16 protein-coding genes are annotated in these 22836 nt (G+C 62.1%); 10 read left to right on the top strand and 6 right to left on the bottom strand.

Annotated features, from left to right (window positions below; genetic code table 11):
- The first annotated feature begins 239 nt into the window (after positions 1–239).
- The 4 genes from BMY67_RS15060 (at position 240) to BMY67_RS15045 (ending at position 7850) form a co-directional block, all read left to right on the top strand.
- Positions 240–3704, top strand: coding sequence for a right-handed parallel beta-helix repeat-containing protein (locus BMY67_RS15060; protein ID WP_092773094.1), 3465 nt, complete (start codon positions 240–242; stop codon positions 3702–3704).
- Positions 3705–3884: 180 nt separating this feature from the next.
- Positions 3885–4841: an NAD(P)/FAD-dependent oxidoreductase gene (locus BMY67_RS15055; protein WP_092773092.1), complete on the top strand. Its 957-nt coding sequence runs from the start codon at positions 3885–3887 to the stop codon at positions 4839–4841.
- A gap of 109 nt (positions 4842–4950) precedes the next feature.
- Positions 4951–7461, top strand: coding sequence for a DUF5686 and carboxypeptidase-like regulatory domain-containing protein (locus BMY67_RS15050; RefSeq protein WP_092773090.1), 2511 nt, complete (start codon positions 4951–4953; stop codon positions 7459–7461).
- Positions 7462–7574: 113 nt separating this feature from the next.
- On the top strand, positions 7575–7850 hold the full coding sequence (locus tag BMY67_RS15045) for a hypothetical protein (protein WP_092773088.1): 276 nt from the start codon (positions 7575–7577) through the stop codon (positions 7848–7850).
- Positions 7851–8174: 324 nt separating this feature from the next.
- On the opposite strand, the gene BMY67_RS15040 is transcribed toward BMY67_RS15045, so the two are convergent.
- A complete protein-coding gene (locus tag BMY67_RS15040; protein WP_092773086.1) occupies positions 8175–8945 on the bottom strand; it encodes a cyclase family protein in 771 nt (256 codons plus the stop codon).
- A gap of 173 nt (positions 8946–9118) precedes the next feature.
- Positions 9119–9790, bottom strand: a complete 672-nt coding sequence (locus BMY67_RS15035) for an alpha/beta hydrolase (RefSeq protein WP_092773084.1) — start codon at positions 9788–9790, stop codon at positions 9119–9121.
- A gap of 328 nt (positions 9791–10118) precedes the next feature.
- Between BMY67_RS15035 and BMY67_RS15030 the strand changes: the two genes are divergently transcribed.
- Complete coding sequence (locus BMY67_RS15030; RefSeq protein ID WP_177189852.1) at positions 10119–11645, top strand: dienelactone hydrolase family protein; 1527 nt, start codon at positions 10119–10121, stop codon at positions 11643–11645.
- Positions 11646–11779: 134 nt separating this feature from the next.
- Here BMY67_RS15030 and BMY67_RS15025 read toward each other — a convergent pair whose 3' ends face one another.
- Both BMY67_RS15025 and BMY67_RS15020 read right to left on the bottom strand, forming a co-directional pair.
- Positions 11780–12631, bottom strand: a complete 852-nt coding sequence (locus BMY67_RS15025; protein ID WP_092773080.1) for a DUF4382 domain-containing protein — start codon at positions 12629–12631, stop codon at positions 11780–11782.
- 113 nt (positions 12632–12744) lie between these two features.
- A complete protein-coding gene (locus tag BMY67_RS15020; RefSeq protein ID WP_092773078.1) occupies positions 12745–15822 on the bottom strand; it encodes an AsmA family protein in 3078 nt (1025 codons plus the stop codon).
- Positions 15823–16121: 299 nt separating this feature from the next.
- On the opposite strand from BMY67_RS15020, the gene BMY67_RS15015 reads away from it, so the two are divergent.
- Both BMY67_RS15015 and BMY67_RS15010 read left to right on the top strand, forming a co-directional pair.
- On the top strand, positions 16122–17192 hold the full coding sequence (locus tag BMY67_RS15015; protein ID WP_177189851.1) for a PorP/SprF family type IX secretion system membrane protein: 1071 nt from the start codon (positions 16122–16124) through the stop codon (positions 17190–17192).
- Positions 17193–17260: 68 nt separating this feature from the next.
- A complete protein-coding gene (locus BMY67_RS15010; RefSeq protein WP_092773074.1) occupies positions 17261–18514 on the top strand; it encodes an SUMF1/EgtB/PvdO family nonheme iron enzyme in 1254 nt (417 codons plus the stop codon).
- Between the two features lie 235 nt (positions 18515–18749).
- Here the strand turns inward: BMY67_RS15010 and BMY67_RS15005 are convergent, their stop codons facing one another.
- Positions 18750–19448, bottom strand: a complete 699-nt coding sequence (locus BMY67_RS15005; RefSeq protein ID WP_092773072.1) for a ComF family protein — start codon at positions 19446–19448, stop codon at positions 18750–18752.
- Between the two features lie 191 nt (positions 19449–19639).
- Between BMY67_RS15005 and BMY67_RS15000 the strand changes: the two genes are divergently transcribed.
- From BMY67_RS15000 to BMY67_RS14990, 3 genes are all read left to right on the top strand, one after another.
- On the top strand, positions 19640–20017 hold the full coding sequence (locus BMY67_RS15000) for a carboxymuconolactone decarboxylase family protein (RefSeq protein ID WP_092773070.1): 378 nt from the start codon (positions 19640–19642) through the stop codon (positions 20015–20017).
- Positions 20018–20019: 2 nt separating this feature from the next.
- Entirely contained in the window at positions 20020–20379 is a 360-nt protein-coding gene (locus tag BMY67_RS14995) for a hypothetical protein (RefSeq protein WP_092773068.1), read from the top strand.
- Positions 20380–20518: 139 nt separating this feature from the next.
- Positions 20519–21289 carry an exodeoxyribonuclease III gene (locus BMY67_RS14990; protein ID WP_092773066.1) on the top strand — a complete coding sequence of 257 codons (771 nt, stop codon included), beginning with the start codon at positions 20519–20521 and terminating at the stop codon, positions 21287–21289.
- Positions 21290–21353: 64 nt separating this feature from the next.
- On the opposite strand, the gene BMY67_RS14985 is transcribed toward BMY67_RS14990, so the two are convergent.
- On the bottom strand, positions 21354–22661 hold the full coding sequence (locus BMY67_RS14985; RefSeq protein ID WP_143069849.1) for a protoporphyrinogen/coproporphyrinogen oxidase: 1308 nt from the start codon (positions 22659–22661) through the stop codon (positions 21354–21356).
- Positions 22662–22836 lie beyond the last annotated feature (175 nt).

Raw genomic sequence — 22836 nt, 5'->3', positions numbered from 1 at the left:
AGCTATTCCGTAGGCTTCGGCGCTACGGCAACGGCCACCCACGTTGAGCGACAGGATCTGAACTTTTCCAATACCTGATTTTTTCCACCTGCCATTCAGCCGGTTCATCGAGCCATGCGCTACGTTGACCGAATAGAAAGGTTGTGCACTTCGCCCGCGAGGTACATTTGTTCTGCTTAGAACTGCACATAAACCACCACCCCTACTTCACTTCCGGCACATCCACTCTTTTTTATTTCATGAAAACACACTTACGCTTACTACTCCTGCTTGCGGCAGGAGTGTTGTCAGGTCAGAATGCTTCATGGGCGCAGACAGTACCGACGCTGGAGTTTGCGGCTGGTGCAAACAACCCTACAGGCAATGGTCCAACAGTATCCAACCAGGTTATCACGTTTCAAACAAACACTAATAACCCAACAGGCAATACTGTAGGAGCCTCCGTTCCTTTGACAACTGCTACGTTGTCTTTGAGCAATCAGGAATTCACGCAACCCGCTACTAAGATTGTAACGCGTACGGGCGTGGCATTTGGCGCAAACCTGAACGCTACTGGACAGTTAGCAGGAAGCTTGGCGCTATTTCCACCACTTAGTTTGATAGGTGGGTCTAGCAATGCTGACTACACGTCGGCTGTTGGCGGAACAGGTGGTATCGATGTGACTTTTAATCGCGGAACTGAGATATTCGTATCTACAGAACCATTACCAGCATCTGTACCTGCTAATGCCCGATACCGTTACGCCGACTTAACGATTACATTTAACCGCTCCGTAGCTAACCCTATCATCCACGTGACGGGCTTAGGTGGTAGCTTTGGTGGTGGCATTGGCTTTACGAGTGAACTGGACTTAGTATCAGCTGATTTAGGTGCTACTGCTGTCACGCTCTCCAAGCTTGCCGGTTCTGTAGAACTGAATGTCACGCCCACACAAATTCTTAATAGCGCGCCTGCACCCGATGGTACTACAGGTGAAGGTGCAGCTAGCGGCTCAGTTTTGGTGAAGACACCTAACGGGGGCGGTGTAACGAGCTTGGTCTTCCGTATCTATCTGCGACCGAATGCTAGTGGAGGAGCTGTGCATACAACAGATAATAGCCGACATACTGCTGATGGTTGGATTATCAGCGTATCATCTCTTGCCTCCATTTCGCCTATAACCGGCACTGTATATGAAGATGTAAATTACGGTGGTGGAGCAGGTCGGCCACGTACAGCCGCTGGAGCTGTTGTACGACCAAATGCCCGTGTTGAGTTATATGACTCGAATGGTGCTTTTGTATCATTCACTACCACTAATGCAAGTGGCCAGTACACCTTTACTCCGGGCTTGGGAGACTACACCGTGCGCGTAGTAAATAGCACCGTAACCAGCCGCCGCCCCGGTGCCATTGCGGGACTGTTACCAGTGCAGACGTATAACAACGAAACCAATTACGTTGGCGGCGAAGATCCAACCAAAACGGATGCCGGTAACGGAGGAGCAGGTACCACCCTAGCTGGCTTGAATACAGCCACGACAATAGCTCAAAGCCAGGCCCCAGTAACGGTGGCCGTAGGTACCACTGCAGTAACAGCCGATTTTGGCTTCAACTTCAGCACCGTAGTAAACACGAACAACTCCGGCCAAGGCTCGTTGCGGCAGTTCATCTCCAACAGCAACGCACTGACGAATGCCGGCCTGGATCAGGATCCTTTCAACGGGACTCCAGCCACTGGCACAACTGCCATTGACCCCGCTCCGGGTACGGAGTATGCCATCTTTATGCTCAACAATGGCCAAGGTACAGCCTTGCCAGGCTTGCGCGTAGGGTCTGCTTCTGCTGGCTATAGCACTACCACCAAAGCCTTCACGTTTAGTTTGGCCGCACTGCCCACTATCACGGACAGCAATACCGCTATTGATGGGAAGCTACAGACTATTTTAACGGGTGAAGGCACAACTCCGACTGCAGCCAATTTAGCTGGGGAAATCACTCTTGACTTTAATACTTCAAACCGTGGTGGCATTTCTGTTACGGGCGGTAATACGCGCATTGCCTCGCTGAATATTACGGGTGCTGGCAATCTTGGAGGCGGTACAAACGGTAGCAGAGCGTTGAACACTACAGGTGCTGCAATAGCAGATGGTGTAGCTATTGTTTTCACGGGTGCTAACACTGCTGGCTCTCTTGTTACGGATGTAACCAGCTCCAACAACACGGTTGCATCGGTACTGCTGGTTAACGGAGCTACCAACGTAACGCTTTCCGATAACTCCTTCCGTACTGGCCGCTCTGTGGCTGCCAATGCGACCAACTCCACCATCGCTTACGATGGAGCCGGAGTATTACTGTCGAACGCTTCGGACAATACGATTCAAAACAATAACATCAGCAACAACAGCGGTTTTGGTATTGAGCTGATGGCGGGTAGCAACCGCAACCTCATTTCGGGGAATATACTAGCGACTAACGGCTTAGTAACCACTATCACTACCGACGATGCTGGCATTAGCATTACGTCAGGTAATGACAACGTCATCAGCAGCAACACCATTTCGGGTAGCGCTGGTGATGGTATTGTAGCCTTGACTGGCACCTCGGGCAACCGCTTCACCCAGAACAGCATTTCCGGCAATGGCAACCTGGGTATCGACCTGTCAGCCACCAGTAGCGCAACCGGTGATGATGTCACCAAGAACGCCAATGGTAAAACTGCAGGCAGCGGAGCCAACGGCCTACTCAATTTCCCGGTAATTACGCAGGCTTCTACTACCACAACTGGCACCACCAATAACAACCTAAGAATTAGCGGCTATGCCCCAGCAGGCAGCACCATCGAGTTCTTCCTGTCGGATAAAACCGCTGATGGTTTTGGCCAAGGCCAAACCTACCTGTTCACCCGGGTAGAGGGAAGCACCGTAAATGGAGTAGCCGATGCAGATACGAAAACTGGCAGCTACAGCGGCGTCTTCAACGGCTTTGATCAGGGCAGTGAAACCGGGGCCTCGCGCTTCTACTTCAACATCCCGATCAGCAGCCTTTCCCCCACTCTGCGAACGGCAATTACGGCCAACACCGCACGTATAACCGCCACCGCGACCGTAGGCCAGAATACCTCGGAGTTCTCGGCCAATATTAAGATCAATCAGAACTCGCCCCTGCCCGTAACGCTGGTTGCCTTCGGCGCTAAGCCTTCCGGCCTGAACGCTGAGCTCAACTGGAAAACGGCGCAGGAGCTCAACAACGACCACTTTGTGGTGGAGCGCAGCTTCGACGGTAGCCGCTTTGAGGCCGTGGGCGAGGTGAAAGGCCAGGGCTCGATCCAGACGGCTACCACCTACGCCTTCACCGATGCGCGGGCAGCTGCCCTGGCCCCTGCCGGCCTGGTGTACTACCGCCTGCGCCAGGTGGATACTGACGGCACGGCCAGCCTGAGCGAAGTGCAGACCGTGCGCTTCCCACTGACGGCCCGCGCCCAGATGGACGTGTACCCCAACCCCGCCACTGCCATCCAGGATGCCAAGCTCGATTTGAGCGGCGCCCCGGCCGGCACCTACCTGGTAACGCTGGTGGATATGACGGGCCGCACGCTGCGCACTTTCAGCCAGAACGGCGGTACCGTGCAGGAACTGCAGCTGACCAGCCTGCCCAATGGCACCTACCTGGTGCGGGTGCAGGGCAACGGGCAGTCGTTCAGCCGGCGCGTTATCAAGCAATAGTCAGCCGCTGAGTGCTGCGTAAGCAAAGCGTCCTCCTGCCACCCGGCGGGGGGACGCTTTGCTTTGAGGGTACCACGGGCCCGCGCCGTACAACCAGCCGGCTGCTTTGGCGGTATAGCTTTTCCGGCCGCACCGGCCGCTCTGTAAATCTTCTGTTGCTCCCTTTCCTTCGACTGACTTATGCCTGCTGTTCGCCGCTCCGTACCCGGCCGGGTGCCCACCGATATTGATGTAGCCATTGTGGGCGCCGGCAGCGCCGGCCTGAGTGCCGCGCTGGTGCTGGGCCGCTGCCTGCGCCGGGTGCTGGTGCTCGATGGCGGGCCGCCTCGCAACGCCCCTTCGCCGGCTGTGCAGGCCTTCTTCACCCGCGACGGTACGGCACCCGCCAAGCTACTCAACCTGGGCCGGGCGGAGTTGGAAGCCTACCAGTCAGTCGAAATTAAAGAAGCGAAAGTGGTGGGCCTGGTGCGATGCGGCAAGCACTTCGAGCTGACGCTGGAAGGGCCGACCGGCCGGCGCAGTACGCGCACGGCCCGTAAGGTGCTGCTGGCCACCGGCGTCGAAGACGAGCTGCCGCCGCTGCCGGGCATGCGCGAGCTGTGGGGCAGCGGGGTGCTGCACTGCCCCTACTGCCACGGCTGGGAACACCGCGACCAGCCGCTGGCCGTGTACGGCCGGGCCAAGCTCGTAACTGGCCTGGCCCTGCTGGTGAGCCGCTGGAGCCCCGATGTGGTGGTGTGCGTGGAGGACCCGGCCAACCTGACCCAGAACGCCCGCCGCCGCCTGCGCCGCCAGGGCATCGAAGTGCGCGAAGAAGCCCTGGCCAGCCTCGAAGGCACAGCCGGCGGCGAGTTGCGCCACCTGGTGTTCGAGTCGGGCGAGAAGCTGGCGCGCCGGGCCCTGTTCATTCATGCCCACCAGCACCAGCGCAGCTCGCTGGCCCAGGAAATGGGCTGCCGGCTTAGCGCCAAGGGAGCTATTAAGGTCAACAAGCAGCACCAGACCTCGGTGCCGGGCCTGTACGCGGCCGGCGACAACACGCCCGGTACGCAGCAGGCGCTGCTGGCCGCCGCCGAGGGCAGCGGGGCCGCCATCAGCATCAACGAAACCCTGACGCGGGAGGAATGCCCCAAATAAGCCGGGCGCACCGAACCTTGCCGGGCCGGGTTGGGTTTTCCCCGCCGAGGGTCCTATCTTACTGCGGCTAGCCTTATCCGGGGCCGGCCGTTTCGTTGCCTATCTGTTTATGCGCCCTGTTGTTTCGCCCGTTCTGCTGCTGCTCCTGCTTCTGATGGGGCCGGCTGCCTGGGCCCAGCGCATCAGCTTCAACGGGCGCATCACCGAAACCAGCGGCCAGCCCGTGCCCTTTGCCTCGGTGTTTGTGCGCGGCACCAGCCAGGGCGCCACCGCCGACGACAAGGGCTACTACCAGTTCACCCTCACCGGTCCGGCCGATACGCTGACGGCCTCGGCCATCGGGTTTGCGCCGGTGAAAAAAGCCGTAACCAGCGACGCCGCCCGCCAGACGCTCAACTTCGTGCTCGGCAGCGGGGGCGTGTCGCTGGGCGAGGTGACGGTGCGGCCCCACGAAAACCCGGCCTACCGTATTCTGCGCCGCGTGGATGCCAACCGCCGCCGCAACCAGAAAACCGAGCTGGCCTCCTACGACTACGACAGCTACGCCCGCAACGAGCTGCTCATCAACAACCTGCCCGACCAGCTGAGCCGCCGCAAGCTGCTGCGCCAGATTACGGCCGTGGCCGACACGCTGGGCCTGGAGCGCGACGCCAACGGCCGGCCCGTAGTGCCCATTTTCGCCTCCGAAGTGCTGTCGCACTTCTACCAGAACAACAACCCGCTGCGCCAGCGCGAGGAGGTGGCCAAAACCCAGATGCACGGCGCGGCCCCCCGCGAGGGCTCGGTGGTATCACAGATTATGGGCTCCTCGTTTCAGGACTGGGATTTCTACCGCAACTGGATTCGCATTGTGGGCAAGGATTTCATCTCGCCCATCGCCGAGGGCTGGAAATTCTCCTACGAATACGAGCTGCAGGACTCGCTCATGGTCGGTGATGACTACTGCTATAAGCTGAAGGTGACGCCCCGCCGGCCCCAGGACTTGGCGTTCAAAGGCACCATCTGGATAACCACCGACACCTACGCCCTGCGCCAGCTCGATGTGGAAGTCAGCACCCAGGCCAACCTGAATTTCATCGAGCAGATTGCCGTGCGCCAGGAGCTGACGCCCACCACGGCCGGGCCCTGGCTGCCCACGGTTACGCGCTTCGTTATCGGCATCCGGCCCAGCAAGGGCAGCACCGGCGTGCTGGCCCGCATCAGCACGCTCTACTCCAACTTCCGGGTAAACCAGCCCCGGCCGCTGGCTTTCTACGACAAGCCCCTGGAAATAGCCGCCGACGCCTATGACGTGCCGCCCGGCTACTTCGCCCAAAACAGGCCCGATTCGCTTAGCCGCCAGGAGCAGCTGACGCTGACGGTGCTCGACACGGTGCGCCAGCTGCCGGCCGTGCGCTCGGTGCTGGAGCTGGCCGATATTGTGGTGAACGGCTACTATCCGCTGGGTAAAATCGATTTGGGTCCTATTCTGGCTACGCTGGGCTACAACAACATCGAGGGCCTGCGGCTGCGGGCGGGCTTCCGCACCTCTACCGAATGGAGCCGCGACTGGCAGCTGCGGCCCTACGTAGCCTATGGCACCCAGGATGGCCGCTTCAAGTACGGCCTGCGGGTGCAGCGCGTGCTGGAGCGGCGGCACTGGACGGTGGCCAACTTCGAGCACCGCCACGACATCGACCAGGTAGCCTTGCTCGACAACGACTACGCCCTCGAAAACCCGCTGTTCGAGGCGGCGGCCCGGCTGGGCAACATCAGCAACAGCCGCCCGCTGCTGCGCGACCTGACCAGCGTTTCGGTGCAGTCGGATTTGTTCCGGGGCTTTACCCAGCGCGTGATGCTGCGCCGCCAGCAGTTTCAGCCGCTCTACCCCTTCGCCTACTACACCCAGGAGCCCCGCCCCGGCAACCCCACCGGCACCGATTTTACGCTTTCGGAAGTGATTGTGGAGTCGCGCTACGCCCGCGACGAGGTGCTGGTGGCCAACAACCAGAACCGCCGCACGGCCGTGGGTCTCAAGCGCTGGCCGGTGTTCACGGCGCGCTACACGCTGGGCCTCAACCATCTGCTGGGCTCCGATTTCCGCTACCAGAAGTTCAATCTGCTCATCGACCACAGCCTGCGCCTGGGCCAGCTGGGCCGCACCACGTACCGCGTTGATGCCGGCTACATCCCGAGCACCGTGCCCTACCCGGTGCTCAAAAGCCATTTGGGCAACCAATCGGTCTTCTACAACGCGGGCGCCTACAACCTGATGCGCTACTTCGAGTTCGTGAGCGACCGGTACGCCGGCCTGCAACTGGAGCACCAGTTCGGCGGTTTTCTCACCAACTCGCTGCCGCTTATCAAGCAGCTCAACTGGCGGCTGGTGGGCACCACCAACCTGCTCTGGGGCAGCGTCAGCGAGGCCAACCGCCGCATTATTCCTACCACCGACCCGGTTACCGGCGAGCCGCTGCCGGCCTTTCAGTCGCTGGGCCGCCTGCCCTACGCCGAGGTGGGCTACGGCATCGAGAACATTTTTAAAATCGTGCGGGTTGACTTCCTGCACCGCCTCACCTACCGCGACCGGCCCGAGGCCCGTAACTTTGGGGTGAAGCTGAGCCTGAAATTCAGCCTTTAATTTTGAGCGGCAAGCCGCGAGCAACAAGGTGTAAGGCCGATGCCAGGCAAACAGCCGGTTGCTTAACCACTCGCTTGGAGCTTGCCGCTGACCGCTTGTAGCTTAAAAAAGACATGGCCAAATACGAAGTTGACAACCTGACCCTGGCCGAGGCCACCCGCCACGCCCCGTTCATCGACTACGCCCGCTGCATCGACGCCGGGCAGCGCCCCTACAACCACGTCGGCGACTGGCCCGAAGCCGGCGCCCTGTACCCCATCCGCACGGTCGACTCGCGCACCGAGGGCATTGCCCTGGTCCACGTGCTCGGCTTCGAGGGCGAAGCACCCTACTACAACGCCTTCGCCCCCCACCGCTTCGAGCTATTGCTCACGGTGTGGCTTAATTAGGTGAGATGGTGAGATGGTGAGGTGGTGAGATGGTGAGTTTTATGTTCGAGGGCCCTATGTTGCGCGCCAGTCCTGGCGGGGCGGCATATCGGTAACAAAACAGCCGCTAAAAAAACAAAGCCCCGACGGGGCGGCACCAATCGTTGAGTTGATGGTGTCGCCCCGCCGGGGCTTTGCCGTTCGCAAATCCATTGTTACTACCAACATGTCGCCCCGCTGGGGCTGGCGCGCATGGGCGGGCGCACCTTACTACCGATATGCCGCCCCGCCAGGACTGGCGCGCAACATAGGCCCCCCGAACATAAAACTCACCATTTCACCACCTCACCATCTCACCGCATACAGCACCGGCTTGCTGGGGCTGGCGTCCAGCTCAAGGCTGGTTATCTGGAGGTTGAGCAGGTAGAGGCCGTCCTCGACGGCATCGGGCACGAAGATGAGTTCGGTGATGGTGGCTTGCTGGCGGGTGGCGTGTGGGTACTGCCAGAAGGCGTGGTGGGCCAGTAGCTCGCCCCCATCCTCTTCGCGGTCGACGCTGGGCAAATCCAGCAGCAGATGCTCGATGTGCTGCCGGGCCAGATACTCGGCCAGCGCGGGCTCCAGGTAGGTGGGGTTGGTGCCGGAGTACTGGCGGGTGCGCTTGGCGCGGTGGTTGGGCAGCGTGCGCAGCACCAGCGCCTCGGGGCGCACGGCCGCGTCGGGGCCGCCTTCCAGCTCGCGGCGCACGTCTTCGAGCAGCACTACCTCGTCGCCGCCCGGCTGGGGCCGGGGCTGCACCGACACCAGCCGGGCCACGAACAGAAATCGGCGCAGGCAGCGGTTGAGCGTAGCTTCCGGCGCGGCCGAAATGTGGCCGTAGCACTCGGTATGGGTGCCGTTGCCGTGGGGCGTGAGGTGCACGCGCTGGTAGTTGGTGCTGCCACCCTCGGCCACGCTACCCACAAAGTCGCCCACCCGAATGGTTTCCGCCGCCGCCGGCTCGGCCCAGAAGCAGTTCACCTGCGGCCCGTTCGGCACCAGCGGCAGCGAAATATCCAGCGGCGCCTGCGGGTCGAAGCTAAGCGTGCGGCCGTGGTAGGGGTAAGTAGCGAGCATGGGGTGGTGATGGGGTGATAGGGCGATGGGGTGAGGAGCTAAAGAACGGTCATTCTGAGCGAAGGCGCAGCCGTAGTCGAAGAATCTCGCGTGCCAAAGTAATTTTGTCGTCAGGAGATAGCATTGCCCGCGAGATTCTTCGACTGCGGCTGCGCCTTCGCTCAGAATGACCGCTACTTTTTCATGTCCGCACCCAATTCCAGTTCGTTCAGAATCCCAGCAATTTCCGCGGCGTGGCTGAGCACCATGAAGTGGCCGCCGCCGCGGATGCGGTAGTCGATGGTACGGTGGCCGGGCGGAAATACCCGGTCGCGGGTGCCGAGCAGCTGCACGGCGGGCGCCACGCCGGTGCTGTCCCAGTGCAGCAGACGGCTGATAGCCCAGCGGGTGTAGCACGGCTCCATATCGAGCAAGATGCGCTTGAACAGCCGGTACTCGGCCCCGTTGCGCACCCCAAAATACAGCTGCCCGGCACGGGGAAACAGCTTCAGCCACTGCGGCGGCACCAGCCGGTACAGCCCCGAGGCCCGCACCAGCCGCAGCAGCGGCGGCAGACTCTGCGCATCGGGCAAACTGCTGATGAGCACCACGCGCAACCCCGGCCGCAGCCGCTGCATCTCCAGCGCCACCACCCCGCCAAACGACACGCCCACCAGCCAGCCCGTCGCCTCGGCCGGAATAGCCGCTGCCATCCGGGCCGCGTAGTGGGCCAGCGGCTCGTCGTCCGCCTCGGGTGGCAGCCAGAGCAATACCCGGCTGGGGCCATGCAGCAACGGCTGAAGCCGCTGAAACACCCGCTCGTCGGCTCCCAGGCCCGGTATCAGGTAGAAGATAGGCTTGTTCATTTTGTGTGGAGAAGCCGGATGAGGGCCGCCAGCTTCTCCGGCTCAGCTGGCTAGCGGCAACCGTATAGGATCGGTTGGCAGTAGATCTACTTCCAGAAATCCAAGCGGCCCAAGCGGTTCCCGCGCTGCTCCAGAACGCGAGAGCAGCGCAATAGTTACCCGGCTGGGTGCTCTGCCTCCTGCCCGCACAGACGCAGTCCATTAGCGTTTACAGTCCTTTGTTTCAGACAGCAGGGCGCATAGCTTTGTGCGAATATTTTCCGCACAACTGCCTCCTTCTCTTTTCACTGCGCCCATGCTACGTTCCTGGCTTTGCCAACTTGCTCTCTTGCTGCTCCTGTGCCCACTGAGCGGCGTGGCGCAGGCTTCCGGCTTTGCCGACCTCCAACCCGGCCCGTATCGGGTGGGCCTGCGGGTGGTGCAGCAATATGACTATGCGCGCTCCTACAAGGGCCAAACCGACCTGGTTACGGGCCAGCCGTACCTGGGTGAGCGCGCCCGGCCCGTGCAAACCCTGGTGTGGTATCCGGCCGCGAAGGCGGGTACTCCCCTGCGGTACGCCGATTACCTGCGCACGGAAGCCACCGACGAAGTATTTGCGCGGACGGAGGCGCAGGTAGCCGCTTTCGTGGCCGGACAGCGGCAGAGCGCCGTCGCCAATCTGGGGGCTAGGCAGGCGCAGGCCATGCTCGACCAGCGCATGTGGGCCGCGGCGGATGCCCCGGCGGCGGCAGGCAAATTTCCCGTGGTCATTTACGCCGCGGGCGGCGGGGGCGTGGCGCACGAAGCCGTCGACCTGTGCGAGTACCTCGCCAGCCACGGCTACGTAGTGCTGGCCAGCCGCAGCCTGGGCACGCGCACGGGCCTGATGAACTTCGACCAGGAAGGGCTTGACACTCAGGCCCGCGACATAGAGTTTCTGCTGGCCTACGCGCATACGCTCCCGCAGGCCGACATGGCCCACATAGCCGCCGCCGGCTGGAGCTGGGGCGGGCTGGCCAATGCCCTGGCCGCCTCCCAGGATGCACGCATTGACGCGCTGGTCAGCTTCGATGGCACTCAGCACCAGGACGATACCAGGTCGGCAGTCCGCACGCGGCTCACGCTGCCGTGGCTCTACATCCAGCGCCGCCCCGAGTCGGTGCGCGAGCTTAGTGTCAGGGGCATGGCGACCTCATCTATTCTGCTGAATGAGGCGAAGTATGCCGACCGGTACCATGTAGTCATGAACCCGATGGAACACGTGGATTTCTCCACCCAAGCCCTGCGCCTGGCCCCACCGGCGCACTTCACCGAGTATTCGCGCGCCGAAGTGGAGGCGGCCTACCGCTGGACCTGCCGCTACACTCTGGAGTTTCTGAATGCCACCCTCAAAGCCAGCGCCGCCGGCCGCCAGTTCCTCGACCGCACGCCGGCCCAGAACGGCGTACCCGCCCACATGGCCCGGCTCGACCACCTGCCCGCGCAAACCGGCCCGGTGCCCACGCAGGCGGGCTTTGCGGCGGCGCTGGCGCAGGAAGGCTTTACGCACGCGCTGCCGGTCTACCGCAGGATACAGCAGCAGGATGCCGCGTTTACCCTATCGGAAGGGGCCCTCAACTCCTGGGGCTACCAGCTGCTGCGCGAGGCGCACGACCTGCCGGCAGCGCGCGCCATCTTCCGCCTGGGCACGGAGCTGTATCCCGGCAGCGCCAACCTTTTCGACAGCCTGGGCGAAGCCGATGAGCTCAACCACGACCAGGCCGCTGCCATTACGCACTACCGGCGCTCCTTGGAGCTGAATCCGCAGAACGGCAACGCCCGGCAGCGCCTGCAGGCCCTCGGGGCACCCGCGCCAGGGTCGCCCGCCAACTAACGCTGCACGCACAGGGATACCAACTGCTATACTGAACCAGTAAGCGCCCGCTCTACAGCTGCGAGGCGGCAACGCTTGAAATAAGCACTCCCCCTGCATGCTTATTTAAGGCCACTGTAGTAGCCCCAACAGGCTTACTGCAGCGGGGTGCTGCCGATGTCCGTTAGCTGGTCGTTGGTTACGGTGATGCCCGTGCGGATAACCTGCTTGTAGCCGGTCTGGCCAGCCAGGGCGGTAGCCGTGGGGAAGAACTCCACCCGGTAGGTGCCCGAGGGCAGCGCCCCCAGCTGGAACGCGCCGGCTACATCGGCGGTGGTGCTGAACGTGTCGGCGGGCGTGATGGACGAGCGGATGGCCAGCACCTGGGGCAGCGCCGCGGCCGGAGTTACCGTGCCGCGCAGCCCGCCCCGGATGTCCTGGGCCACCACCCGGATAACGGGCTTGAGCAGGTAACGCTCCTTCTTGTCGTTGCCGGGCTTCCAGTTGCCGCGCTCCACGATGGACTTGGCGACGTCGAAGTCGAGCAGCAACTGGTAGTTGTCGCGCTGCTGGTACAGATTCTTCTTGTCCAGCTTGAGCTTAATACCGGACGACTGGCCGCTGGGTGTTTTCAGGTCGTAGCGCTGGCCGTCGCGGCCGGTCACGTAGCTGTCGGGGCCCAGCACCAGGCGAATTTCCTTGAGCGTGCCGGGGTCAAAATCGGAGCTGACCAGCAGCGCCGAGCGGCCGTTCACGTACTCCAGCACATTAATGGGCTGGGCTTTGAAAGGCAGCAGCCGCCAGCCGTCGGGGTTGCCTTCTTCTTTCAGATGAATCTCGATTTTTTGCACATCGAGCACCACTGCCCGGAAGTCGCCGGGCGCATCCGTCAGGCGCACTTCCAGCGTACTGGAGGCCAGCGCATCGTCCGCCTTATCGTTGTTACAGGAAACCAGCGCCAGCGGCGCGGCTACCAGAGTATAAAGTAAAGTGCGGTGAAACTGCATGGCGGAACGGTAAAGAGTTGAGGGAGAGAAATCTGGCCGGTGCTTACGCCAGTCAGGCGCGGGAGTTCCGCAATAAATCGGCCAGCAATTACATTTTCCCCGGACCGCTGAAATCAACCACCCGCCTTGGTCGTATCGGCCGGGGCTTTGGGGGCGGGTGCCGGGGTGGTGGCCGGGGCCGGCTTGGGCTTGCCGAACAGGCTGTTGAGGCCCTTTTTGGCCTGTTCGCGCAGCCTGGCTTCGGCTTCGAGGCGCTTCTTTTCCAGCTCCTGCTGGGCCCGGGCTTCCAGCTCGGCCCGCTTCAGGGCCACTTCCTTCTTGAGGCTGTCCTGCGAAAGCAGGATTTTGGCGGCCTGGCCGGCTTTCGAGTCGTCGAGCTTGCTCTGCACGACGCCGGTTACCAGCTCCTTGGCCAGGTCCTTGGCCTGGCCCTTCACGCTGCCGCTGCTCAGCTTCACCAGCGGGTTGCTCACGGTGCCCCCGATGGTCAGGCCCAGCGTCACGCGCTCGGTGCCTTTCAGGTTTTGTACGCCCGTGAGCCGGGTGAGCTGGCTGCTGAGGGCGTTGCCGACCTGGCCCGTGGGCACGTCGAGGGCCGCCACGTACTCCAGCCCGCCATCGGCAATGCTGTTCGAGCCGCCCACCGTCATCTTTATCTGCCCCACGTTCAAATCAAAGGGCTTCACCACGAAGTTGCCGTTGATGATTTCGGCGGCCACGTCCTTGTTGGTCACCACGAAGTTCTTCAGGTCCTGCAACTGGGTGAGGCTGCTGATTTTGGTGAGCACCGGCGAGCTGGCCACGGCTGCCCGCACGATGTCGAACACGCCCTTGCCGGTGAGGGTGCTGTACTTGGGCATCATATCGGGGCCCATTTCGCCGCGCACGTTGAAGTTGGTCGAGAAGATGCCCTCCAGGTTGGCGGCCAGCGGCACCAGCGTTTTAATCGAGTTGAAGGCTGCAAACGCCTGCTGGAAGTTCAGGTTCTGCACGTTCAGCCCGAAATCGAAGGTGGGCCGCGCCAGGTTCTGGCTGCTGTACGAGCCATTGGTGGCGAAGGAGCCGCCGAGCGTGTTGAAGGTGAGGCCCTTGAGCGTGGCCACCTGGTTGCGCACCGTCACGATGCCCTTCACGTCGTTGAGTTTCAGGTTGTCGTACAGCACCTGGCCCACGGCGGTGTTCATGGTCAGGTCGAATTCCTTCGGGATTTGCAGCACGCCGTCGGCCTGGGCCGTGGCGACGGGGGCTTTGGCGCCGGCGGTGGGTTTGGCACTCACCTCGTCCACCATCCATTCATTCAGGTTGAAGCGGCGCGAATTCACCGTAAGGTCGCCGCGCAACGGCTGGCCGGGCACGAACAGGTAGCCCAGGTAGTTGCTGATGGTGCCCGAAGCTGCCACGTCCGACGAGCCCACGAAGCCCTGCAGGTCGCGCAGCACAATCCGGTCGTTGTTGAACGTGGCCGTGGCCTGGCTCACCTTCATGCCCTGCGGAAAGTCGGGGCTCTTGTAGTCGATATTGCGTGCGTTCACGGTGCCCGAAGCCACCACCGACTGGTAGCGGCCGGCCTCAATGTCGGCCATGTTGCCCTTGGCGGCCACGTTGCCGTTCAGGCGGCCGGCCACCGTCATGCCCTCAAGCGGGAATATTTTGGTGAGCTTGGTCAAATCCACAGTGCCTTTCACATCCGTGTCGAAGGCCAGCTTATCTACGCCCTGGGTGGCCACGCGGCCCTGTAGCGGCTCACCGTCGAGCAGCATTTTAAACTGCGGGATGTTGACTTTGGTGTCGTTGAGCTGGCCGGTAGGGTTGGTCACGGTGCCGTTCAATGTCAGGTTTTCAATCGGAGCCGGAAACTGCTTGCTCTTCACGTAGCCGTTGGTCAGGTTCATTTGGGCCTGAATAACCGGCATTTGGGTTTCCGAATACACGCCCCTGGCCGTGGCATCCACGAACAGCTTACCGCGCAGCAGCAGGTCCTGCACCGGGTACACCTTCATCATTTCGGCCAAATCCACGTTGGCTTTCACGCGGCCGTCCACCTTCATCGGGGCCAGCCCGTCGATGGCCACCTGGCCGTCAATCGGGTTTTTGCCCAGGTCGAGGTGGAACTGCTTCACGTTCACTTTCACGTTGTTGGTAAAACCCGAGGGGTTGTCCACCACCATATCTACGTTGATGTTGCGCGCCCGCTCGGGCAAAGCGGGGTACTGGAAGCTGCCGTCCTTGATTTGCAGGTTCACGCCGTAGCCGGGCATCTTCAGCGCGTTCTGCACGCCCTTAAAATAGCCATCAAACGCCACCTTGCCATCGGCTTTAATGTCCTTGAACTGCTCGTTGTAAGCGCCCGGCACCAAACTCAGAATGTTCTTGAAATCGGTTTCCAGCGCCTTGAACGTGAGGTCGTACACAATGTCGGTGGCGTTGGGCAAACCGATAGTGCCCTGGAAGGTGGCCGGGAAATCGTTCAGCTTCACCTTGTTGTCCTTGAAGGTGAACAGCATCTGCTCCAGGTTCATGGCCATGGTCACGTCGGCGTCGAGCTGCTTGTTGCTCACGTACTGCACCCCGTCGTAGCTCAGCGAGGCGCTTTGGGCCGTGGTCTGGCTCACCATGTCAAAGATGTTCTGCTCGAAGTCGCCCGCGCCGGTGTGGTCGATGCCGCGCAGCTCCATGCCGAACGGAATGCTCCGGTCGTCGTAGCGCAGGCGGCCCTGGTTGATTTTCCAGCCCTTAATAGCCAGGCGCACCGCCGAGGTATCCTGCCCCTTAGTAGCGGCGGCCGAGTCCGAGATGAAAATGTCCCAGTTGGCGCGGCCGCTTTTGAGCACCTTTATATGGATGTCGGGCTCTTCGAGGGTGATGTTCTTGATTTTGATTTCGTCGCCGCTGATAACGCTCATCAGGTTCAGGCCGATGCGCGTCTGGGGCAGGTAGGCCAGCGTGTCGCGGGCAAACGAGTCCTGCCCGATAATGCGCAGCTGGTTGATGCGCAGGGCCAGATCGGGGAAGGTGCTCAGCAGCGTTATGTCGACATTTTCGGGGTCGTACTGCACCTCGGCCCGCACGCGCTGGGCCAGCTGCTTGTCGAAGGCGGCTTTAATTTTATCTTTGAACAGCAGCGGGGCCAGGGCCAGAAAAGCCACCAGCACCACTAGAAAAATCCCGAGGCCGACAAAAAACTTACGCATAGTAGGACAACTTAAAAAAGGTAGATTTCGGCAGCCGGACTGACAATCAGCGCAATCAGCCCAACTACCGAGCCCGGCAAAAGTAAGGAGAAACTCAACCGGACTGTGGTTGCAATGAACGGTATAGGGATGCCATATCTTGCGTCTCGTCGTTGAGCGGCTCGCCTGACCAGCCTACATGAACAATGTCAGCACCGACGAAACGCCGGATATTGCGTTTCTGCACGGGCTGGCAATTATACAGTTCCCCACGGCCCGCGGGTACCAAACCTGCCGGTCCGTTCGTTAGCCGCCCACGTATGCGAAGCACCAGTAATCCGGCAGAATGCGCCCACCGGCGGCCCACGGGGCGGCGCTGGCTGGCCGTGGCCGGGCCGGGCCTAGTGGGGCTGCTGCTGGCCGGCCCCGCCGCCGGGGCCCAGGACCTGTACTTCGCCCAGCCGTTTGCCAACCGCATGCAGCTCAACCCCGCCTACGCCGGTCTGCTCGACGACTACGGCGTGGCGCTCAGCTACCGCAACCAGTTCCCCACCCTGGCCGGCACCTTCCAGACCACCCAGCTCGCCGCCGACTACCGCCTGCGCAACCAGCGCAGCGCCTTTGGACTGCTGATAAACCAGGACCGCACCGGCGCCGTGGGCTACACCCGCCTGCAGGCGGGCGGCGTGTATGCCTACCACGTGCGCCTGAACCGCCAGCTCAGCCTCAGCGGCGGGGCCACGCTCAGCTACGGCCGCCAGCGCGTGGGCTACGGCAACCTCGTCTTCGGCGACCAGCTTTCCGACGACGGTCAGGTGCGCGACCTCAGCCAGGAAGCGGCCGATTTTGCGCCCGTCAACTACCTCACGGCCGGGCTGGGCGGGCTGCTGTTCGGGCCGCAGTTCTGGCTGGGCGCGGCCGCCCATCACCTCAACCAGCCCGACCTGGGCTTTGTGGGCCAGGGCACGCTACCGATGCGCCTGAACGTGCAGGGCGGCTACAAATTTTACTTCGCCCAGGTGAACACCGTGCGCGAGCAGCGCGAAGTCAGCCTGAGCCCCACGGCCGGCTACACCCGGCAGGGCAACTCCCAGCGCACCGACCTAGGATTGTACTTTACCACGACGCCACTAACGCTCGGGGCCGTGTACCGGGGCCTGCCGCTACCCGGTACGCCCCGGCCCCAGCAGGTGCTCACGGCGGTGGCCGGCATCAGTGCGGGCACTTTTCGGCTTGGTTATAGCTACGATGTCAGCCTCAGTCAGTTCAGTGCCGATTTAGGTGGGGCCCACGAGCTTTCGCTCACGCTGCGCGAGTTTGATGCGCTCGAAGCTGCCTGGCGCCGACTAAAGCGACGTAATTACCCGAAGATTCCTTGCCCGGCTTTTTAAAATGTTGTATTATTGCAGCCGACTTGCCTTGTCTAAACCCTTTTCAAACAGGTAGTTTCAACTTGATCATGAATATTTCCAAGTACCTGGGCCTGGCCCTCGTCGGAGCCTGCGCCCTTAGTGCCTGTAACAAAGGTCCGCGCTCAGCCACCAACCCCGGCAAATACAGCTCCACCACGGGCATCGAGTACAACACCGATGAGGGCATGAAGGTGTCTGATTATCAGGGCATCCCCGATGGCCCGGGTTTGGTGTTTATCGAAGGCGGCCGCACCGTGCTGGGCTCGGCGGAGGAAGACGTGGCCATGACCCACGACAACCTGGAGCGCACCGTTACGCTCGCTTCCTTCTACATGGATGAGGCCGAGGTGGCCAACATCCACTGGCTCGAATACCTGCACTACGTGCGCAAGGACTCGGCCGAGGAGTTTTATATGTCGGCGCTGCCCGACACCACCGTATGGGCCCGCGAGCTGTCGTTCAACGACCCCTACGTCGACTACTACCTGCGTTACCCCGGCTTCCGCTACTTCCCGGTAGTAGGCGTGAGCTGGCTGCAGGCCAACGACTACTGCACCTGGCGGACGGCCAAGGTAAACGAGCGGCTGGCCAGCGACGCTTCCGATAGCGGTGGCGGCTCCCGCAAGGGCGGCCTGTTCGGGCGCAAAAAGAACAAGGGCGGCGACGCCGCTGAAGGTACTTCCGACGATGGCGGCGTGAAAATCGCCATCGAAAACGGCAACACCCTGCCCAACTACCGCCTGCCCACCGAGGCAGAGTGGGAGTACGCGGCCCAGGCCCTCATCGGCACCCAGGAAACCGGCAACGAAAACCAGGAAAACAAGCGCATCTACCCCTGGGATGGCCGCCAGGTGCGCAACCCCTACGGCAAGAAGAAGGGCCAGTTCCTGGCCAACTTCAAGCGTGGCCGTGGTGACTACGCCGGTATTGCCGGCTCGCTCAACGATGGCGCCATGATTACCGAGCAGGTATTCTCCTACCCACCCAACGATTACGGCCTCTACAACATGGCCGGCAACGTGAACGAGTGGGTGCAGGACATCTACCGGCCGCTTTCCTACGAGGATGTGGAAGATCTGAACCCCTTCCGCCGCAACGGCTACCTCGACCCCTCCGAGAAGTACGACAAGAAGGGCTACCAGTCGCTCATCGACGACCACGTGCGCGTGTATAAAGGTGGCTCATGGCGCGACGTAGCCTACTGGCTCTCGCCCGGCACCCGCCGCTTCATGGCTGAGGATTCGGCTACGGCTACCATCGGCTTCCGCTGCGCCATGATCAACGCCGGCTCAAACAAATAACATCGCAGATGCTGCAGATGAATGGGATGCCGCAGATTCGTTCTGACAGTCGCTTCGTTTGATAGCTGTAAACTGAGAACCAACAAAGCAGCCACCTCTTATGGGGTGGCTGTTTTGTTATGCTTTTTCTCGGCACCTGTCGCTAAAGCACAAAACAGCGAACCTACCGGCGACTGAAATGAAGGTGGCGTTAGAACGAATCTGCGGCATCCCTTTCATCTGCAACATCTGTGATTCAGGCGACGGCGATGGTGGCCACGCTGACTTCGCGGGCGCCGGCGGCGAGCAGCACGGCGCAGCAGGCTTCGAGCGTGGCCCCGGTCGTCAGCACGTCGTCGACTACCAGCACGTGCTGGCCCTCGATGAGGTCGGGGCGGGCCGCTTCGAAAACGGTGGCCACGTTTTGCCAGCGCTGGAGGCGGTTTTTGCGGGTCTGCGATTCGGTGGCGGCGGTGCGGCGAAGAGCCTCGGGGTGCCAGGGGCAACCCAGGGCGGTGGCCAGGCCCTCGGCGAAGCTGTCGGCCTGGTTGTAGCCGCGGCGGGCCAGCTTACGCGGGTGCAGCGGCACGGGCACGACCAGCGCGAAGGTATCGAGGTAGCCCGTTTCGGCCAGCTCCTGGCCGAAGTGCCGGCCCAGCACCCTGCCCACCTGCTGCTGGTTGCGGTATTTGAGCTCGTGCAGCAGGTGCTGCACCCGGCCGTGCTTCTGGAACGTGAGGTAGCCCAGCACGTGCGTAACGGGCAGCTTGCCCCAGAAACGGCGGGCCAGCGGGTTATCGGCGGGGGGCAGGCGGTGGTAGTCGGTGTAGGGCAGCTGGGCGCGGCAGTCGGTGCAGAGGTCGTCCTCGCCGCGGGCCAGCGGCTCCTGGCAGGCAAGGCACACCCGCGGGAAAAGCAGGCTCACGAAGTCGGCAAACACGGCGGGCAGCGGCATGGCAGGAGGGCGACTAGTGCGGCGGGGAAAACTTCTCCTTAATTTTAAGGCTTAAAGCTGAAAATCCAACGTGCTGCTCTCTTTGGGCCGCCAGCCCGCTTTACCCCGGGCTCCGGACTTACCCGAGCTACGGGCCGGAATCCCGGCAACTGCACGCAGTCAGCGCCTCACTTATTCATTCCAAGCAAGCCATGAGCATCGTCACCGAATTCAACGAGTACCGCCAGCGCATGAACGAGAAAATCATGGCCAATGATAACAAGGTTATCAAGCGGTTTTTCAACCTCGACACCAACACCTACCAGGAAGGCGCGCTCGACGTGAAAACCAAGGAGCTGCTGGGCCTGGCCTGCTCCATGGTGCTGCGCTGCGACGACTGCATCAAGTATCACCTGGGCAAGTGCTACGAGGAAAACGTGAGCGAGGCGGAAATCTACGAGCTGTTCGCCATTGCCAACCTCATCGGCGGCAGCATCGTGATTCCGCACTTCCGCCGGGCCGTGGAGTACTGGGAAGCCCTCAAGGACGAGTCGGTAACTCCACCCCCCGTTCACCCGCACAGCGCTTAAGCATGCTCGACCCTCAGGAAACCGAAGCCCAGTTCGAGCACCGCTGGTGGGAGCTGATGACCGAGATGAAAACCCGTTTCGGCAAAAAGCCCGACCTCAACGCGCTGTTGCTGCTCATCGGCGTGCAGGAGCTGGGCCAGGGCGCGGGCCCCTTCACCAAGGAGCAGAAGCAGGATTTGATGCACATTGCCACCTGCCGGCTCTTCAGCATTTCGGGCTACTACGAGCTGGAAAGCGTGGACGAAGAAGGCTGGCCCCATTACCGGCTGCTGAATGCCCTGCCCTTCTCCAACCTTAAGGAGCAGGAGCGCATGCTGAAATGGCACGTGCTGGAATACTTCGACCAGCAGAATGAAGGGTGAAGACGAAGAGAAAAAGTCAAAGCCGTTGAACAGCCCCGGTGTGGACGTTCGACGGCTTTTACTTTTGACTTTTTCTCTTCGACTTCCCAAAGGGCTGCCCGGCTTCTGCCTTTGACTTTTTCTCTTTGACTTTGGCCTCATGCACATCGTTTCGTATAACCTCAACGGCCTGCGTTCGGCCCTGAGCAAAGGCCTGGCCGATTGGGTGGCCACGGCCCAACCCGACGTGCTGTGCGTGCAGGAAATTAAGGCCGGCCGCGAACCGCTCGACGTAACGCCGCTCACCGATCTGGGCTACCACGCCTACCTGCATCCGGCCCAGAAACCCGGCTACAGCGGCGTGGCCATCTTCTCCAAGCCGCCGCCGCTGGCCGTAACCGAGGGCTGCGGCCAGGAGCTCTACGACACCGAGGGCCGGGTGCTGCGTCTCGATTTCGAGCATTTTTCGGTGCTGAATACCTACATGCCCTCGGGCACAAGCGGGCCCGAGCGGCAGGCGTTCAAGGTGGAATGGCTGCATTTTTTCCGGCGCTACGTGGCCGGGCTGCGGGCCGGCGGGGTGCCACCGCTGGTCATTGCCGGCGACTTCAACTGCTGCCAGCGCGAGCTGGATTTGCACAACCCGAAAGCCAACCAGAAAAGCCCCGGCTTCACGCCCGAGGAGCGCCAGTGGTTCCAGGATTTTCTGGCCGACGGCTTCACCGACTCGTTCCGCCACCACCACGGCGACGCGCCCCAGCGCTACTCCTGGTGGAGCTACCGCGCCGGCTCGCGCGCCCGCAACGTCGGCTGGCGCCTCGACCACCTGCTGGTCGACAACCGCCTCGCGCCCCACATCCGCCACGCCGACCTGTTGCCCGACGTCATCCATTCTGACCACTGCCCGGCGTCGTTGCAGCTTGGCTTTTAGAAGTGAGAGGCGAGAAGTAAGAGACTAGAAATGAGAGACCTGCCACCTCTTACTTCTCCGTTTCTCATTTCTCAACCAAAATCATTTCCGCCACCTCGCGGCCCGAGGCTATAGCGGCGTTGAGCGAGGGGTAGGCCGAATAGTCGCCGCAGCGGAACCGGTTGGCCCCGAGGCGGAGCGCCTGGCGGGGCGGCTGGCCGGCGGGGTATTCGGGCAGGGCGAAGGGCAGTTCGTAGGTGCGCAGGTGGGGCCAGCTGGCCGCTTCGGGGCCGAACCAGGCCGTCAGCTCGCGCCGTAGCTGGGCCGTCAGGCCGGCTTCCGAGAGGCCATGCTCGCCGTGGGTGCTCACCGATACCAGCCGCTGCCCGGCGGGGGCGTAGGCCGGAGCCACATCCGAGGGGAAGGCCACGTTGTGGGCCAGCCCGGTGGGCGAGGCGTTCAGGCGCAGCAGCTTATCGGGCCGGCCGGTGGGGGCAGGCGCGGCGAAGTAGGTGCAGGTAGTGCGCCGCCAGCGTAAGGGCGTGGGAGTAGAAATCAGGGCCTCGTCGGTAGCGGCGGGCAGCAGGCGGGCGGCGGCCTCCCCATCGACGGCCACCACCACGGCCGCCGCTTCGAGCGTTTCGCCGCTGGCGAGCCTAACGCGGGTTCCCTCCACGGCCGCTACCGGCGCACTCAGGCGGACGGTGCCGGCGGGCAGGCGGGCCGCCAGCTGCTCGGGTATCTGCTGCATGCCCAGGGCCGGCACCACGGCCTCGCCTATCACGAACTGCTGGAAGACAAACTCGAAGAAATTGGCCGCCGTGCTCAGGCTCCTATCCAGGAAAACGCCGCCGAAAAAGGGCCGGAAAAAGTTGTCGATAATTTGCTCGCTCCAGCCGTAGTGGCGCAGGAATTCGAGCGTGGTTTGCCGGTTGGTGGAGTTGCGGCTGATAAGCTGCCCGCTGCTGTAGCCGCGCACGTGCTGCACCAGGCTCAGAATCCGGAGCTTATCGGGCAGCGTGCCGATGCGCGAAGTGAGGGCCGAAAAGGCGGCCGTGGGCTGCTGCAACGGGTTTTGCAGGGTCGTTTCCTTGCCATCGGGCAGCCGGATGACGGCGCCCGAGCGGAAAGCCTTTAAGTTAAGGGCCCCGTAATCAATCAGCCGCTCGACTTCGGGGTAGCGCGTGAGCAGCACCTGGAAGCCCCGATCGAGGCGGAAGCCTTCGGGCGTTACGTCGGTGCGCACGCGGCCGCCCACGGCGTCGGCGGCGTCGAGCAGCAGCACGGGCCGGCCGGCGCGGTGCAGGTAGTTGGCGCAGGCCAGCCCGGCCATGCCAGCCCCGATAATGATAACAGGCAATTGAGCGGAGGAAGCAGGGGTCGTCGTCGTCATAGACAAAGCAAACTGCAAACGCGGCGCGAAGGTTGTTTTTAGAGCAGTGAGAGGGGAGAAATGAGAGGGGAGAAGTGAGTACAGAGAGGGGAGAGGTGAGGTGAGAGGGGTGTCATTCTGAGCGGAGCGAAGAATCTCGCGTGCCAAAGTATATCCTGATGATAGGATTACCATT

It is taken from the genome of Hymenobacter actinosclerus, assembly GCF_900111515.1.
Lineage (GTDB): Bacteria > Bacteroidota > Bacteroidia > Cytophagales > Hymenobacteraceae > Hymenobacter > Hymenobacter actinosclerus.
The sequence above is the reverse complement of the archived record's forward strand: the minus strand, read 5'-3'. Positions and strand labels throughout refer to the sequence as shown.

What these genes read in the sequence shown, in the direction of transcription:
- BMY67_RS15060 (WP_092773094.1), top strand. Translation starts at nt 240, where the DNA reads ATGAAAACACACTTACGCTTACTACTCCTGCTTGCGGCAGGAGTGTTG.
- BMY67_RS15055 (WP_092773092.1), top strand. Translation starts at nt 3,885, where the DNA reads ATGCCTGCTGTTCGCCGCTCCGTACCCGGCCGGGTGCCCACCGATATT.
- BMY67_RS15050 (WP_092773090.1), top strand. Translation starts at nt 4,951, where the DNA reads ATGCGCCCTGTTGTTTCGCCCGTTCTGCTGCTGCTCCTGCTTCTGATG.
- BMY67_RS15045 (WP_092773088.1), top strand. Translation starts at nt 7,575, where the DNA reads ATGGCCAAATACGAAGTTGACAACCTGACCCTGGCCGAGGCCACCCGC.
- BMY67_RS15040 (WP_092773086.1), bottom strand. Translation starts at nt 8,945, where the DNA reads ATGCTCGCTACTTACCCCTACCACGGCCGCACGCTTAGCTTCGACCCG.
- BMY67_RS15035 (WP_092773084.1), bottom strand. Translation starts at nt 9,790, where the DNA reads ATGAACAAGCCTATCTTCTACCTGATACCGGGCCTGGGAGCCGACGAG.
- BMY67_RS15025 (WP_092773080.1), bottom strand. Translation starts at nt 12,631, where the DNA reads ATGCAGTTTCACCGCACTTTACTTTATACTCTGGTAGCCGCGCCGCTG.
- BMY67_RS15020 (WP_092773078.1), bottom strand. Translation starts at nt 15,822, where the DNA reads ATGCGTAAGTTTTTTGTCGGCCTCGGGATTTTTCTAGTGGTGCTGGTG.
- BMY67_RS15015 (WP_177189851.1), top strand. Translation starts at nt 16,122, where the DNA reads ATGCGAAGCACCAGTAATCCGGCAGAATGCGCCCACCGGCGGCCCACG.
- BMY67_RS15010 (WP_092773074.1), top strand. Translation starts at nt 17,261, where the DNA reads ATGAATATTTCCAAGTACCTGGGCCTGGCCCTCGTCGGAGCCTGCGCC.
- BMY67_RS15005 (WP_092773072.1), bottom strand. Translation starts at nt 19,448, where the DNA reads ATGCCGCTGCCCGCCGTGTTTGCCGACTTCGTGAGCCTGCTTTTCCCG.
- BMY67_RS15000 (WP_092773070.1), top strand. Translation starts at nt 19,640, where the DNA reads ATGAGCATCGTCACCGAATTCAACGAGTACCGCCAGCGCATGAACGAG.
- BMY67_RS14995 (WP_092773068.1), top strand. Translation starts at nt 20,020, where the DNA reads ATGCTCGACCCTCAGGAAACCGAAGCCCAGTTCGAGCACCGCTGGTGG.
- BMY67_RS14990 (WP_092773066.1), top strand. Translation starts at nt 20,519, where the DNA reads ATGCACATCGTTTCGTATAACCTCAACGGCCTGCGTTCGGCCCTGAGC.
- BMY67_RS14985 (WP_143069849.1), bottom strand. Translation starts at nt 22,661, where the DNA reads ATGACGACGACGACCCCTGCTTCCTCCGCTCAATTGCCTGTTATCATT.